Source organism: Pauljensenia sp. 20925_1_34 (genome assembly GCF_041432775.1).
Classification (GTDB): domain Bacteria; phylum Actinomycetota; class Actinomycetes; order Actinomycetales; family Actinomycetaceae; genus Pauljensenia.
Map to the genome: position 1 here is coordinate 23,948 of NZ_JAPWAG010000012.1, position 15,732 is coordinate 39,679.

Genomic DNA, 15,732 nt, shown 5'->3' on the forward strand with positions numbered 1-15,732 from the left:
CACGTGTTTTTCCGAATGCTGCGAGGGGCCCTCACGAGGCGCGGTAACCGCCACCTCATGATCGCCCTGACCGTCGCCCTGGGCGCGGGTGTGGCCACGTCCATGCTCTCCGTCATGTTCAACGTGGGTGACAAGGTCAACCAGGAACTCAAGTCATACGGCGCCAATATTGTTGTGCGTCCTCAGGGTGCGGCCGTCCTCGACGACCTGTACAACACGGGCGAGGCCTCAGAGGCGCGCTCGTACCTGCGCGAGGACGAGCTGGGCAACATCAAGACGATCTTTTGGACCTACAACATCCTCGACTTCGCGCCGCTGCTGAGCGTGTCGGCGACCGACGCCAGCGGGGAACGCGTGCCCACGACGGGCACCTGGTTCAGCCACCACCTCGAGTTGGCCACCGGTGAGAGCGTCGAGACCGGTCTGGACAAGCTGCGCGGCTGGTGGGGCCTGGAGGGCGCCTGGCCCGGCGACGACGACCCGACCGGAGCGGTTATCGGCTCGTCCTACGCGGCCGCCCGAGGCCTCGGCGTCGGCGACTCCTTCACGCTCACCCGCGAGGGCGTCACCCAGGACTTCACGGTCACTGGCATCGTCACCACCGGCGACGACGCGGACCGCGGCGTGTTCATCCAGCTGCCTGCCGCCCAGACGCTCCTGGGCCGCGAGGGCGCCGTCGGAAGCGTCGAGGTTTCCGCCCTGACCACCCCGGACAATGACCTGGCCCGCAAGGCCGCGAAGAACCCGAACTCGCTGAGCGTGTCCGAGAAGGAAACCTGGTACTGCACCGCCTACGTGTCCTCGATCGCCTTCCAGATCGAGGAAGTCATGACGGACTCCGTGGCCCGCCCGGTGCGTCAGGTCGCCCAGTCCGAAGGCGTCATCCTGGAGAAGACCCAGCTGCTCATGGTCCTCGTGACCGTCCTGGCGCTCATCGCCTCGGCCCTGGCCATCGCGAACCTGGTGACAGCGGGCGTCATGGAGCGCTCCAGCGAGATCGGCCTCATGAAGGCCGTGGGTGCCAAAGACAAGCAGATCATCGCCCTGTTCCTGACCGAGACGATCATCGTCGGCCTGGCCGGAGGGCTCCTCGGATACGCGGGCGGACTCGGCCTCGCGCAGGCGATCGGCTACATGGTCTTCGGCTCGTCCATCGCTTTTGTGCCCGTCGTCGTCGGCCTCGTCGCCGTCCTCGTCATCCTTGTCGTCCTGGGAGCCTCCATTCCCGCGATCCGCTACCTGCTGCGCCTCAACGCGGCCGAAGTCCTGCACGGAAGGTGATTCCCATGTCCAGACGAGCAATGTTCTGGAAGATGGTCACCTCTTCCATCCTGCGCCGCCGCTCCCGCGTCCTCATCGCGGTCCTGGCCGTCGCCATCGGCGCGACCACGCTGTCCGGCCTCGTGACGATCGCCGTGGACGTGCCCGCCCAGCTGGCCCGCGAGATCCGCTCCTACGGCGCCAACCTGGTCGTCACACCCGCCGGCGAGGGGGCCCTCACGGACGAGGCCGTGGCCGCGTCCACCGCCCTGGTTCCCTCCGGCGCTCTCGTTGGATCCGCAGCCTTCGACTACGAGACCGTCACCATCAACGATCAGCCCTACGTCGCCGGCGGCGCAGACCTGGCGGCCGTGCAAGCCATGAACCCCTCCTGGTTCGTGGACGGGGCGTGGCCCCAAGACCTCGGACAGGTCCTCGTAGGCGAGCAGATCGCCTCGACGATCGACGTCAAGGCTGGCGACACCATCACGGTCAGCCAGCTGGACAGCAATGCCGCCTCGAAGGGCGCCCAGGGCCAGTCCGGCGCCACCCAAGACCCGCAGTCCGGCGCGGACGGGCAGGACGCAGCCCCGGCCTCGGCCCTGAAGGTCGACCCCAGGAGCGTCACCCTGACCGTCTCCGGCATCCTCAAAACCGGCGGCAACGAAGACGGGTACGTGTACATGTCCACCCAGGACATGTCCCAGCTGACCGGGACCAGCGACACGGTGACGCTGGCCGAGTACTCGATCGCCCTGGAGGGCGACCAGCTCAGCGCCGTCGCCGACGCCATGAACGCCGCGAACCCCGAGGTTCACGCCCAGACTGTGCGTCGCCTCGCCCAGTCCGACACGGGCGTCCTCGCGATGCTGCGCTCCCTCCTGGTCGTCATCACCGTCATCGTCTTGGCGCTGACCATGATCGGCGTGTCCACCACGATGATCGCCGTCGTTACCGAGCGCCGCAACGAAATCGGCCTGCGCAAGGCCCTGGGCGCCACCGGGCGCTCCATCACCCGCGAGTTCATGGGCGAAGGCGTCATGCTCGGGCTCATCGGAGGCGTCCTGGGTGCCGGGGCGGGCTACGGCCTCGCCGTCCTCATTTCCACCTCCGTGTTCCACCGGACCATCTCGCTGCACCCCGTGATCCTCCTCGGCACCGTCGCGTGCTCGATCCTCATCGCCGTCCTCGCCTGCCTCCCGCCCGTGCGCCGCGCACTGGCCGTCGACCCCGCGCTCGTCCTGCGCGGAGAATGAGAGCCACCATGACCACCCCCGACACCACCGCCGCCGCGACCGACGCGACCACCGCCGCCGCGACCGACGCGACCACCGCCGCCGCGACCGACGCGCCCGAGGCCACCGCGGCCTCGTCCTCTTCGGACGCGCTGCTGAGCCTCGACGGCGTCTCCAAGATCTACGGCGACCTGCACGCCCTGGACAACGTCTCGCTCGAAATCCCGCGCGGCCAGTGGGTCTCCATCGTCGGCCCCTCCGGCTCCGGCAAGACCACCCTCATGAACATCGTCGGTGCCATGGACACCGCTACCGAGGGCACCGTCATGCTCGACGGGCACGACATCTCCGACCTGACCGCCGACGAACTCACCGAGGTGCGCTGCCGTACCATCGGCCTCGTCTTCCAGCAGTTCCACCTCATCGGCCACCTGACGGCCCTCGAAAACGTCATGGTCGCCCAGTACTACCACTCGATGCCCGACGAGAAGGAAGCCCTCGAGGCCCTCGACCGCGTCGGCCTCGCCGACCGCGCCTCCCACCTGCCCCGCCAGCTTTCCGGCGGCGAGCAGCAGCGCGTGTGCGTGGCCCGCGCCCTCATCAACTACCCCAAGCTGCTGCTGGCCGACGAACCCACCGGCAACCTGGACGAAACCAACGAGGAGATCGTCCTCGACCTGTTCAACCAGCTCCACCAGGACGGCACGACCCTCATGGTCGTCACCCACGACGCGCTTGTCGCCGAACAGGGCCAGCGTGAGATCCGACTCGACCACGGTAAGGTCGTCAAAGAAACCTGGCACGACCACGACTTCTCGGCGCGAGCCTCCGGCCTCATCCTCCCCGGCCGCGACGGCGAAGGCCGCAGCGGAAAGGACAAAGTGCGATGACCACCACCCGACCCACCCACGCCAGCCGATCCCGCTGGGCAGCCCCGGCCTCGTTCGCGGTCCTCGGCGCGCTCGGCGCAACCATCCTGGGCGCGTGCACGCCTAACACCGGCCTGGACATGTCCAAGCCCCTGAGCGACGGCACGTGGACCGCCCAATCCAACCCCGACGACCAAGGCTCCATCGGCACGATCACCATCACCGTCGAGGGCGGGCACATCACCGCCACCTCCTACGAGACGACGCTGGCCGACGGCACCGACAAGGGCGCCGACTACGGCAAGAGCTCATCCGGTGAGGTCTTCAACCAGGACTACTACAAGAAGGCGCAGGCCGCCGTCGCCTCCTACCAGGAGTACTCCGACAACCTCACCAAGGTCGGCGACCCCGCCAAGGTCGACGTCATCACCGGCGCGACCGTCGCCCACCAGCAGTTCATCCAGGCCGCCATCCGCGCCATCGCCGCCGCCCAGGGCGTGTCCCCCGACGGCGCCGACGACATCGACATCCCCGGCCTGAACGACGCCACGAAGGACGCCGAGACCGGGGACTCCGACGGCTGAGGCCAGGGGGCGCTCGGGCAGCAACGAGGCCGTGGCCGATCCGTCGGGTTCAGCGCGCTCGGCGAAGCCCGTCAGTGTCGGCGAGGGCTCGTGCGCGAACGCCGCTGGGCTTGCGGGCGGGACCGATGCGGTGGCCGGTGTTGCTGTCGGCGCTGCTGCCGGTGCTGCTGCCGATCCTGCTGGTGAATCGGGCGTGGCTGGTGCTTCCTCAGGAGCGACAGCCGAAGCCGCGGTTTCGCCGATGTGGCGCTCCTCCTTTCCAGCCATGGGTACGCGCGTTGACCTGATCGGCTGGGGCGGGAACGGCATGGCTATCGTCAACGCCATTGTCGAGGTCGTGGCGCGCCACGAGGACCTGTGGAGTGTCTTCCGGGTTTCTTCCGAGGTATCGCGGCTCAATGCCGCTGTCGCTTCGGCTGGGGGCGGTGAGGGTGTTTCCCGTCACTTGGCTGAATCCGCGGAAGGCAGCCACGGCCTCGTCGTCAGTGAGGACACCGACCGGCTGCTGCGCGACGCGCTGGCGCTCGCGGAGGCGACCGGCGGGGCATTCAACCCGCTGATCGGGCCGCTCGTCGCGGCGTGGGACGTGCGGGCGATGCGCGCCGCGTTTGTCGCGGGAGCCCCGCTGCCTCCTGCGCCGTCCTCGCGCGTTGTGGAGGCGGCGTTGCGCGCGTCGTCGTGGGGCTTGCTGTCGCGGGTCGGCGAGCGGCGCTGGGCGGTGGGCGTTCCTGCCGAGTCCGTCGGTGGTGTAGATGCGCCCAGCCCGCGCCTCGACCTGGGCGGCATTGCGAAGGGGTACACCGCTGATGCATGCCGCGACCTGGCGGTGTCCATGGGAGCGCGCGGCGTCTTGGTGTCAGTGGGGACGTCGTCGGTGTCTGTGAGTGGTACTCGCGCCGACGGTTCGCCGTGGCGCGCAGGCCTGCGTGATCCTCACGGCGCGCCCACGGCGATTGCCGGCGTCGTGGAACTGCCTGCGGACGGCATGGCGTCCCTGTCGACGTCTGGGGACAACCTGGGGCCGCTGGGGGATGCTCGTGCGCTTTGTGCGGGGCCTGTGTCGGAGTGTGTGGCGGAGCGTGTGTCGGAGTGTGTGGCGGAGCGTGCGGCCGATCTGCGCGCGCGTGAAACATCGCGTGAAACACCCGGTGGCGGCGGTCGGATTTTCGACCATCACATCATCGACCCGCGTACGGGTTACCCCGCGCGTTCGGGCGTTCGGCAGGTCAGTGTCGTGGCCTCGTCGGGTGTGTTGGCGGAGGCGCTGTCCACCGCGCTGCTCGTCGATCCGTCCATCGATGTTTCGGACGTCGCGGCCCGCTGGGCCCGCGCGATGGGCGCCCCGGCCTCGGCGAAGGTAGTGGGCCTGGTGCGTGCGGCGCGGTGAACGAGCATTGCGCTAGAAGAGTAAGCAATGCACTAGATAGCACGGCATTGCACTGGATAGTAGCTAGTGCAATGCTTCCCTATGTGGTGCATCGCTGCCTAAGGCTGAACTGACATGGGGCGCGGCTTGGGGTAGCCCCGATGAGAGTATCGAACAGGGATTATCCACAGGCTTCGTTATGGTGCGAGTTATCCACAGGTGTCGGTTGTGTGGGTGACGAGTGCGGCTCGCATGAGGATCATCAATGTATGAGTATTCGATCGATGACGGTCCTGACATCGCCCTCACAGTCTGAGGGTACCCTTCAGCAACCACGTGCCGATGCGTGTGTGTGGATTCGGAAAGGTTGCTACGTCCGTGTTGATAGTCCTGATGCGTTCACGACTATCTGGGATTCATGGGCGACAGTAGCCCAAGCCAGGCTCCTTGCGGTATGTGTCGGAGCGAAGCGGCAGGCTGTTTTCGTCGGTAATAGTGCCCTCGTTGCGCGTTCAATTCCATTGTGGGAGGCCAATCCGGATGTTGTGGCGTGGTTCGGTGTACGACATGGAAAGCGGAGATTGCCTCCTGTTAGAACGATGGTAGCTACCGTTCCGCCGGTCTATGTCTACGCGACCACCAGTCGACCATCAGAAGACGCATTGGAAATCATCGATGGGCTCCGATGCGAATCTGTTATCGACGCGGTTGTGCGTATGGCGTGTCATTCAGAAGCTTTGAGTGCTTTTGTCGCAGCCTGCATGGTGTTGCGTCACGAGTCAGGCTTCTCGAAGTTTGCTCAAGATGAAGCCAGATGCCTGGCAGAAATGACCAAAGATGCGATGAAGGTACGTCTGATAGAACGGCGACGGGCGGCTACCTGCATTCCTTACAAGCGAGCGGAGAGAATCATAGACGCCGCTGACCCGGGCTGCGACAACCCTGCCGAGGCTGCACTGCTGTGGGTTCTCAAGTCGGTGAGTGCCTTCGAGGTCGTGACCCAGTTCGAGATCGTCGTCAACGGGCACCGCTACTTTGCGGATATCGCGATTCCGGGACTCATGATCATCTTCGAGTTCGATGGCATTGGAAAACTGGGCAAGGATGATGCTGAGTTCGCGCGGGCGAAGCGTGACTGGATCCAGCGAGAAAATGATCTGCGTAGTGCCGGGTGGACGATATACCGGGTCTCTTGGAGGGACTATGAAGATTTCGCCGCGTTACGTGCGTGGGCGATCAAGCTCCTCCGGCCGCATCAAGTTGCTATCCCTGAGCATGCCGAGGCACTGTGGGCGTTGCCGACTGAAGCGTGTGATGGCCCGAGTCGGCGTTTTCATACGCGCAGTCGGTAGTTATTGCGCTGGTTGCTGTAGCAGTGCACTAGATAGCAGAGCATTGCACTGGATAGTAGGTAGTGCAATGCCTCCCTATCTAGTGCAATGCTCCTCAAAACAGTGCATTGCTACTTGGGGACAGGGCGCATGTGAAGCAATTGCTAGTAGTAGCGAGCAGAAGTCGTGGCTATGGCGCACTCACTTCCCGATAATCCGCCCCTACTTCCCCGCAAGCAGCGTCGCCAGGTGGACGCCCCCGCGGCCCGCCAGCTGCGCGGCCTGGGTGCGGCACGAGAAGCCATCCGCCAGGTACACGGCATCCGGCTTCGCCGACAGGGAGGGCAGCAGAGAATGCGACGCGACGGCCACAGACAGGTCGTAGTGGCCAGCCTCCATGCCGAAGTTTCCGGCCAGGCCGCAGCAGCCCTCGAGCCGGGTCACGCGCGCCCCCAGCGACTCGAGCAGCGCCTGGTCCGCGTCCCACCCCATGACGGAGTAGTGGTGGCAGTGCGGCTGGGCGACGATCTCGACGCCCTCCAGGCTCGGCAGGCGCCGCGCGGAGGCGGGCAGGGCCGACAGCACCTCGGCGAGGGTGCGCGTCGCACCCGACACGAGCATCGAGCGCGGGTCGTCGGGCAGCAGGTCCAGCAGGTCGTCGCGCAGCACCGCCGTGCACGACGGTTCGACGCCGACGATCGGGATCCCCGACGCCGCAAAAGGCGCAAGAACGCCCAGCAACGACGCCAAGTGCTTCTTCGCCCCGCTCAGCTGACCCGTCGTAATCCACGTGAGGCCGCAGCACGCGTCCGGCGCGACGATCGGCGCGAAACCGTTCGCCTCGAGCACGTCGACGACCGCGCGCGCCCCCGTGTCGTCCAGGGTCTGGCTAAACGAGTCCGCCCACACGAGCGCGTACGGCCGCCCGCTGGGGTCGCGCGGCCCGCTCAGGATCGGTGAGTCCGCCATCGACGAGGCGGTGGCCCCCTCGCGCTCGCGTGCAGAGTTGGACGAGGCAGTGGCACCGCCGCGCTCGCGGGCGGAGTTGGACGAGGCCTGGGCGCCGCCGCGCTCGCGGGCGGAGTTGGACGAGGACTGGGCGCCGCCGCGCTCGCGTGCGGTGTTAGGCGAGGCCTGGGCGCCGCCGCGCTTGCGGGCAGAGTTGGACGAGGCCTGGGCACCGCCGTGCTTGCGGGCACCGGTCGCGGCATCGGAAGGTGCAGTATCGGAAGTCGGAGCGTCGGAAGATACGGCATCGTCAGGCGTGACAGTCGGGACAGAACTCGCCAGCAGCGACCGCTTGCGAGCCCATGCGGTGAAGGTGCCCGACTGGAGGGCGGGCATGCCTCGGCGAGGATCAAGGCCGATGATGCGGAAGGCGAGCGAGCGCAGGGGGCCCACCGACATGACGGCGTTTGCGACGGCGGCCAGGCCGGGCACGCGCGCGGTGACGCGGGTCAGGCGCGGCAGCCAGCCGAGCGTGTAGTGGCTGAGCGGGCGCATGCGGCCGCGGTAGGTGCGGAAGAGTGCTTCGGAGCGGTAGCGGGCCATGTCGACGCCGGCGGGGCAGTCGGCGGAGCAGGCCTTGCAGGCGAGGCATAGGTCGAGGGCCTCGAGGACCTCGGGGGAGTCGATCGCCTTGATGAGCTGCGAGTTCGCGGCCTCCTGGAGGATGCGGGCGCGCCCTCGGGTCACGTCCTTCTCCTCGCGCGTGGCCAGGTAGGAGGGGCACATGAAGGTGCCGGACACTCCGGCGCGGCATTTGCCGACGCCCGTGCAGCGGTGGACGGCGGCTGTGAAGTCGCCGCCGTCGTGGCCGAAGGCGAAGCCGCCGTCGGCGGGCATGGGACGCGCAGCAACGCGGCGCAGATTGAGATCCAACGGATCGACGCCCGGTTGGAGTTCGAGCTGGCCGCCAGCAACGGCGAGCGGGCCGCCAGCAACGGTGAGCGGGCCGGACACGTCGGATGGGCGCGAGGAGCCGGCGGCGGCCGCACCGCCAGATGCGCGAGCGGAACCCGCAGAACCATCAGCGCGCAGGGACGTTGGCATATCGGCAGCGCCTCTGCCCGGGGCCGGGCCCGCAGCGTCGGCCCCGAGAACGGAACCAGCGCCGAAGCTGCCACTGGAACCGGCTCCGCCACCATCTTGCGCGGCAAGAGCCCGCGCCGCACGAGTCCGCGCCCGGGCGCGGGAGGAGGCCTCGGCCTCGTCCATGGGGGCGGCGAGCACCCCGGGGTTGAGGAGGTTAGCCGGGTCGAAAACGTGCTTGACGCGCGCGAACAGGTCGAGCATGTCGGGGGAGTACATGAAGCGCAGGAGCTCGCCGCGGGCGCGCCCGTCGCCGTGCTCGCCGGAGACGGAGCCGCCGTGGGCGGCGCAGATGCGGGCCGCGGACTGGAGGAACGCGCGCGAGTGGGCGACGCCCTCGGGGGTGTCGAGCGGCATGGCGAGGCGCACGTGCACGCAGCCGTCGCCAAAGTGCCCGTACAGGAGCCCGTCGATGTCGAACTCTGACATGAGGGCGGTGAAGTCGCGCAGGTACGCGCCGAGGTTCTCGGGCGGGACGGCCGCATCCTCGAAGCCGGGCCAGGCCTGCTGGTCGCCGCCGCCCGCGCCGTCCGGAGGGGTGCGCCCGCCTAGGCCCGCACCGTCGGCGCGGATCCTCCACAGGGCCGAGGCCTGGGCCCCCGGCGGGTAGACGACCGTGTCGATGGCGGCAGAGTCGGCGCACAGGGCGCGTGCGCGCTCCAGGGAGGCGGTGACGTCTTCGCCGGGGGCGCCGACTTCGACGAGGAGCCAGCCTTCGCCCTCGGGGAGGGCGGGGACTGCGCCCGGGCCCTTGTGGGCGCGCACGACGTCGACGAGGCGACGGTCCATGCCTTCGACCGCGAGGGGGGAGTGGGCGAGCAGATTGGGAACGTCGTCGGCCGCCTCGATCATGGAGCGGTAGCCGAGGGCGGCGAGCACGGGAGCGTCGGGCAGGGGCACGAGGCGCACGGTGATCGACAGGATGAGGACGAGGGTGCCCTCGCTGCCCGCGAGCATGGCGGCGAGGTTGCGCCCGCCCTCTGGGGTGAGGTGTTCGAGGGAATAGCCGGAGACCTGGCGCTTGAAGCGGCCGAGCTGCGTGCGGATGGGCGCCAGGTTGGAGTCGATGAGGGACGCGAGCCCCGGAACGTCGTTCAGCTCCGAATCGTGCGAGGTCGTGGCCGTGAAGCGGCGCCCCTGTCCGTCCACGCAGTCCAGGGAGACGATGTTGTCGGAGGTGCGCCCCCAGGCGGTTGCGTGTGGGCCGCACGCGTTGTTGGCGACCATGCCGGCGATCGTCGCGCGGTTCTGGGAGGAAGGGTCGGGGCCAAAACGCAGGCCGTGCTTGGCGGCGGCGGCCTGGAGGGTGGAGCCGACGCAGCCGGGTTCGACGGTGGCGGTGCGGGCCTCGGGATCGATGGAGAGGACCCGGTTCATGTGGCGCGAGAAATCGAGGACGAGGCCGGGGCCGATCGCGTTGGACGCGCACGAGGTGCCGCCTCCTCGGGCGGTGAGGGGGACGCCGTGTGCGCGGGCGAGGTCGAAGGCCGCGAGGGCCTGCTCGGGCGTGCGCGGGAATGCGACGGCCAGGGGCGGGATGCGCGTGAGGCCGGCGTCGGAGGAATATCGCGCGCGCGTGCCGCTCGAAGAGTCGACGTCGATGAGTGCGCGCAGGTCAGACAGGAAGCTGTCGCTCATATTCCCAGTGTGTCACGCCCTGGCCACGCGGGACGGGTCTTCCCGCTGTGCGGATAGTCGCGACCGGGGACGAGGCCGTGGCCGGCAGGTGCGCCCGGGGACGAGGCCGTGGCCGGCAGGTGCGACCGGCTCACAATGGGGTTTGTCAAGTACCGATAAAGCCTCGGCTGCCCACGATGTGGCCTCAGGCAGGCTCGGGATCGTCGGTGAAAAACTTGGGGAAAGGGGTCACCGGAACGGGCATTCGTTCAACTGGCGGCATATGTGGGCTGACCGGGCGCGAAATATTGGGGTAGCGGCGAGGCATTGTCTTATTGTTCACGCAGTAGGGGGACAGTTCGTCGCGCGTCTCATCGGACGCTGGAACCCTGGGTTCTGGCGCCGAGTATTCAATGAGGCGCAGGGATCTTCTGCTCATTGTTACCCGCCTTGCCTGTCGTGTACTGCATGTTGCGCCCTGGTTTAACCGGATGGAATATGCTTCCTCGTCCGATTTGCGCGCATGGAATCACATCCTACACGATTGGGGTACTGCTATGGGGCGAATCTCAAGTAGTTATTCGACACGTGTCAGTGCGGGCCTCGTCGTCGGGAGCGGGCTGCCTTGAGTGTGGCCCACTCCGTGTCGGTCGTTTGCTTGCCACCGGCGATGATGGTGGCGACATCTTGAGAGGTGGGGGTGTCGTTGTTGACGTGGGCCATGGGGTCCGCGTCTGGTGAGTGTTGACAATGCGCCATATGATTACGTGGTATCTATCGCAATGTCCAAGTGTCATCCGATTTTCTTTTGAAACGTATGAAACAATGGCCACGAGCGCCCCATACACGTGAAGGATAGATCGATGGCCCTGTTTGAGTTCGAGGATGGACACCTCGTACCCGCTCAATTCGGGTACCCCGTGTCGCATGATCTGGGTCCTGACCTGGTTGACGCGATCTGCCAACAGGTCCTGCAGATTGTGTCGCGCCCGCTGTTCCCGGTGACATGGCGTGACATGACGGGACAGGTTGGTGAGGAGACGCCGCGCTTGACGGCGCTGGACGTGACGGGGCAAATCGTCTCGGTCGAGATCCTGAAGCTCCTAGACTCCGAGACCCTCATTACGTCACTGTCGCGTCTGGCAGTCGTGGCGTCGCTGTCCTGGTCGGATCTGGCGGCTGAGTACCCGTCGGGCCCCGAGGGTTTCCGCGCAGGCTGGGCGCAGTTCCGCGACTCGATGCCGCCTGCCGTTGGCCCGGGCCCCCGCCTGATCATGGTCGCTGGCGAAATCGATCCGTCGGTGCGTCCCGCCCTGTCGATTCTGGCGACCTCCGGCGTCGAGGTGCACCTGATGAACCTGCGCCAGATGTCGAACGGCCGCCTCTTCCTCGACGTGAACGCGGTCGGACCGCGCCTGTATGGCCACGCCCCGCAGCTCCTCGGTTCCTCCGCCGCCGCCCCCGCGATCACCGCGGGTTCCGTCCCGGTCGAGGCCTCGGCTGAGTCCGCCGAGTGTGAGGCCACCCCCGATGCGACCGAGCAGGACGAGGCACCGGCCATTCCTGCTCCGCCCGACCCGCCCTCGGCGGATACCGACGAGGAGAATGCGACCGAGTCGGAGACGCCGACGACGCGCCCCACCCCGAAGGTCGCCCCGCACCTGCGCGACGTGTTCCACTACTCGGTGGACGAGGAGCCCCCCGCTCCCTGGAAGTCCGAGGACGACGGCCAGGATCAGGCTCAGGACGCCGCCGAGGAGCAGGCCGACGAGGCCGGTGCCGATCTGGAGGATCAGGCCGAGGAATCCGCCGACGCTGAGCTGGAAGACGAGCGCGGCGCAGACGCCGACGAGGCGCCCAGCGACGAGCTCGTGGAGGAGGAAACCGACGACGCTGAGGATGCCGACGCTGACTTCGACGACGCCGAGCGCGCCGACGAGGGTGAGGCTGGTGCCGAGTGCGACAGCGACGCCGAGCGCGACGAGGCTGAGGACCACGAGGGTGAGGCTGAGCGCCGCGAGGACGAGTCCGCCGACGAGGCTGAGGATCGCGAGGACGCCGACGCCTCTGAGCGCTCCAACGAGCAGGGCCAGGACGGCGATGAGCACGTCGCCGAGGAGAACGCGGACTCTGAGGGCGAGCACAGCGGTGATGACATCGGCGACTGTGAACACGACCATCCCGAGGAGCGCGCGGTATACATGAACGAGGAGCTGGACATCGAGGAGGCCGACGTGGATGGTGAGCAGCGCTGGGAGCGCCCCGCTCACCTCGGCAGCCGCGCGTCGCGCCGCAGCCACTCCGAGGCCGTCGAGCTCAACGACGGCGGAGCGACAGAGGCGGCCACGGCCTCGTTTGTGGATCGCGAAGAGGAATCCCCGGAGGTTGTTGCGGCCCGCGAAGAGGGCGTGCCCGTCCTCGGGCGCGACGAGGATGGCCTGCGCACGCTGGCCCAGATCCTCGGCGAGGATACGCCCCTTGTGGCTCGCGGCGAGCTGGGCCTGCCCAGCGACCTGGTGCTGGCCGCCAGCGGCGCGATCTCGGGCGCCGGCCTGACCTACCCGTCCCTGGACACGATGCTGACCGCGCGCGGCATGAGCCACATCGACGTGTGGTCGCTCGTGCGCATCGGCGACCGCCTGGGCCCGACGCTGGCCGAGGCCCTTGACGAGGTCAACCGCGAGATCGTCCGCGAATACGCGAAAGCGCCTCGCGAACGCCGCATCGCGCGCCACTGACACGCCACAGAGTACGCGGCGGCCCGGGATCAACCGATCCCGGGCCGCCCTGTCTCACGCAACGATGCGGCCCGCGTCCGTCGCTCGCTGCCTGACCGCGCCGCGATCCGCGACGAGGGCGCCGCGCGTCCGCCGCCGGGGCGCGAGGTGCCGCGCGACGAGAGCGTGCCCGGCCACGGCCTCGTCGCCCGGGGTGCTACCCGATGAACGCGCCCAGCCAGCCGCGCATGGTCGCGTACACTGCCTCGCGCACGGGCGCGTCCGACAGGACCAGGTCGTGCTTGCCGGGGAAGCGAGCGATCGTCACCAGGTCGGACAAGCCCAGGCTGCGCTGCGCGATCACGACCGGGTCCAACACGGTGTCGGACGTGAAGACGCGCTCGCACCACTCCTCCTCGACATAGGCCGACGTGGACACCATCGACAGGACCGGGCACTCCAGGTGCACGTCCTTCTCGATCGTCTCGTGCCCAGCCATGATCGCCTCGAGCCACGAGGCCGGGACCGGGTAGGACTCGGGGCGCTTCCACTCCTGGATGATCGGCCAGCCGGCGACCGACGGGTCCTGCGCCGACAGCCCCTCGGGAATATCCAGCTCCGAGGAGGCGCGCCCCGCGAGCGAGCGACCGTAGTGGCCGGTCCCGCCCGAGGGCACCTCCCACATGGGGCTGCGCGCCGCGATGCGCCCGATGACGGGAGCCATCGCCCCGCGCCAGGTGGCCATCGACTGCATCTCCAGCCAGCCCGAGTTCAGGATGAGGCCGCCCAGGACGCCCGGGTGGCGGTGCGCCCACAGGGTCGCGATCAGGCCGCCCGTCGAGTGCCCCATGAGAACGATCGGCTCGTCGTCGCGCTCCTCGCGGATAATCTCGATGGCCTCGCCGATCTCCTCGTCGTACACGGACAGGTCGTCCGTGTAGCCGATCGTCTGGTGGGGGCGCAGGGAGCGCCCGTACTTGCGCATGTCCAGCGCGTAGAACGCGGCCCCGGCCTCTCGCAGGTGGTCGGCCATCTCCGTCTGGAAGAAGTAGTCGTTGCGCCCGTGCAGGTACAGGATCGTCATGCGGGCGTTTGTGGGCGGGGTCGCGCGCACAAGGGTCGCCACGCAGGGGCCCTCCGCGTCCTCGATCAGCTCGATCGTGCGCGACTCGTACCCGTCGCCCAGGATGTCGGTGCGCCAGTCGGGGCCGGGCGGGCCGACCTCGCCCCAGGGGGCCATGACGTCGCGCTCGGGCGTCGGCTCGTTCGACGAGGCCGGGGCCTCCACCCCGGAAAAATCTGGTAGGCCGGTCGCGTCGGGGGAACCCGGGCCTCCCTGTGAAGGATTGCTGGTAACGCTCATGTGATCAGCATAACGCGAGAGCCAGCCCCGGCCTCGTCGATCGAGCGAGAGGTCGGGGCGGGCGCAGAGACGGGGGTGCGGCGGCGGGCCTACGCGAAGGAGGACGCGCGCGAGGGGATGCGCTCGTTGAGGAACTCGTTGAGCAGGGCCGTGAGCTGATCGTGCTCGATGAGGAAGCCGTCGTGCCCGTGGTCGGAGTGGATCTCGCGATAGAACGCGCCAGGAATGCCGGAGGCCATCTGCCAGACCTGCTCGGGGAAGAACAAGCGGTCCGAGTCCACGGCGACGACGAGCGTACGCGCGGTGACGGCCTTGAGGGCCTGCGCGACGCCACCGCGGTCGCGGCCCACGTCGTGAGAGAGCATCGTGCGGCACAGCGTCACGTAGGAACCCGCGTCGAAGCGGCGCACGATCTTTTCGCCGTGGTAGTCCAGGTAGGACTCCACCGCCAGGCGCCCGCCGTGCAGGGGATCCTCGTCGTTCTGGGGGATGCGGCCGAAGCGCTCGTCCAGCTCCGAGGGGGAGCGGTAGGTCGTGTGCGCGATCTGGCGAGCCAGGGCCAAGCCGGCGGTGGGGCCGGGGCCCGCGTAGTAGTCGCCGCCGCGCCACGCGGGATCCAGCTCGATCGCGCGGATCTGCGTGTGCGTCCACGCCGCCTGGTCGGCCGTCGTCTGCGCGCCGGAGGCCACGACAACGAGACGGCGCACGCGCTCGGGGTAGGTGACCGCCCACTCGATCGCGCGGTGACCGCCCAGGGATGTGCCGATGACGATGTCCCACGTGTGGACGCCGAGGAGGTCGGACAGGAGGGCCTCGGCGCGAACCTGGTCGCGCGTGGAGATCACGGGGAAACGCGAGCCCCAGGGCGCCCCGTCCGGCGCCAGCGAGGCCGGGCCGGTCGAGCCCTGACAGCCGCCCAGCACGTTCGCGGCCACCACGTAGTAGCGCTCGGTGTCGATGATGCGCCCCGGGCCCACGATCTGGTCCCACCAGCCGGGGGTCGGCTGCCCGGGCGCGGCGTCGCCGTACACGTGGGCGTCGCCGGTCAGGGCGTGCAGGATGAGGACCGCGTTCGAGCCGGCCTCGTCCAGCTCGCCCCACGTCTCGTAAGCGAGCGTCACGGAGGGCAGGATCTCGCCGTTTTCGAGGCGCTGGGCGCCCAGGTTCGCGAACTTTCGGAACGCGACCGGGTCGCCTTCGCGCCACGCGCCGGAGACGGGAGCGGGGGGCAGGTTGTGGCGGCTCATGGGGGCCTTCTTTCGCTGGAGCGGGACGTCGGTGTCGGGCTGGGGAGTGGAG

At 68.4% G+C, this 15,732-nt stretch carries 11 protein-coding genes; 7 read left to right on the forward strand and 4 right to left on the reverse strand.

Features of this window, described 5'->3' with window-relative positions:
• The first annotated feature begins 3 nt into the window (after window positions 1-3).
• The 6 genes from O3669_RS06210 (at window position 4) to O3669_RS06235 (ending at window position 6,666) form a co-directional block, all read left to right on the forward strand.
• Complete coding sequence (locus tag O3669_RS06210) at window positions 4-1,281, forward strand: ABC transporter permease (RefSeq protein ID WP_315284235.1); 1,278 nt, start codon at window positions 4-6, stop codon at window positions 1,279-1,281.
• 5 nt (window positions 1,282-1,286) lie between these two features.
• Entirely contained in the window at window positions 1,287-2,516 is a 1,230-nt protein-coding gene (locus O3669_RS06215) for an ABC transporter permease (RefSeq protein ID WP_295919421.1), read from the forward strand.
• 8 nt (window positions 2,517-2,524) lie between these two features.
• Window positions 2,525-3,385 carry an ABC transporter ATP-binding protein gene (locus O3669_RS06220; RefSeq protein ID WP_371524044.1) on the forward strand — a complete coding sequence of 287 codons (861 nt, stop codon included), beginning with the start codon at window positions 2,525-2,527 and terminating at the stop codon, window positions 3,383-3,385.
• Window positions 3,382-3,948: an FMN-binding protein gene (locus tag O3669_RS06225; protein WP_371524045.1), complete on the forward strand. Its 567-nt coding sequence runs from the start codon at window positions 3,382-3,384 to the stop codon at window positions 3,946-3,948. The genes O3669_RS06220 and O3669_RS06225 overlap by 4 nt, the downstream gene beginning before the upstream one ends.
• A 31-nt stretch (window positions 3,949-3,979) precedes the next feature.
• A complete protein-coding gene (locus tag O3669_RS06230) occupies window positions 3,980-5,335 on the forward strand; it encodes an FAD:protein FMN transferase (protein WP_371524046.1) in 1,356 nt (451 codons plus the stop codon).
• A 578-nt stretch (window positions 5,336-5,913) separates the two neighbouring features.
• Complete coding sequence (locus O3669_RS06235; protein ID WP_371524047.1) at window positions 5,914-6,666, forward strand: hypothetical protein; 753 nt, start codon at window positions 5,914-5,916, stop codon at window positions 6,664-6,666.
• A gap of 201 nt (window positions 6,667-6,867) precedes the next feature.
• Here O3669_RS06235 and O3669_RS06240 read toward each other — a convergent pair whose 3' ends face one another.
• Complete coding sequence (locus tag O3669_RS06240) at window positions 6,868-10,374, reverse strand: FAD-linked oxidase C-terminal domain-containing protein (RefSeq protein ID WP_371524049.1); 3,507 nt, start codon at window positions 10,372-10,374, stop codon at window positions 6,868-6,870.
• A 570-nt stretch (window positions 10,375-10,944) separates the two neighbouring features.
• Window positions 10,945-11,076 (reverse strand): hypothetical protein, encoded by a 132-nt coding sequence (locus O3669_RS06245; protein WP_371524050.1) that lies wholly within the window; start codon window positions 11,074-11,076, stop codon window positions 10,945-10,947.
• Window positions 11,077-11,216: 140 nt separating this feature from the next.
• Between O3669_RS06245 and O3669_RS06250 the strand changes: the two genes are divergently transcribed.
• Window positions 11,217-13,091 carry a hypothetical protein gene (locus O3669_RS06250; protein WP_371524051.1) on the forward strand — a complete coding sequence of 625 codons (1,875 nt, stop codon included), beginning with the start codon at window positions 11,217-11,219 and terminating at the stop codon, window positions 13,089-13,091.
• A gap of 196 nt (window positions 13,092-13,287) precedes the next feature.
• Here O3669_RS06250 and O3669_RS06255 read toward each other — a convergent pair whose 3' ends face one another.
• The gene (locus tag O3669_RS06255; RefSeq protein WP_371524052.1) at window positions 13,288-14,433 is read right to left on the reverse strand and encodes an alpha/beta hydrolase; all 1,146 of its coding nucleotides are present in this window, start codon (window positions 14,431-14,433) and stop codon (window positions 13,288-13,290) included.
• 89 nt (window positions 14,434-14,522) lie between these two features.
• A complete protein-coding gene (locus O3669_RS06260; RefSeq protein ID WP_295919400.1) occupies window positions 14,523-15,680 on the reverse strand; it encodes a homoserine O-acetyltransferase in 1,158 nt (385 codons plus the stop codon).
• Between the last annotated feature and the right edge of the window lie 52 nt (window positions 15,681-15,732).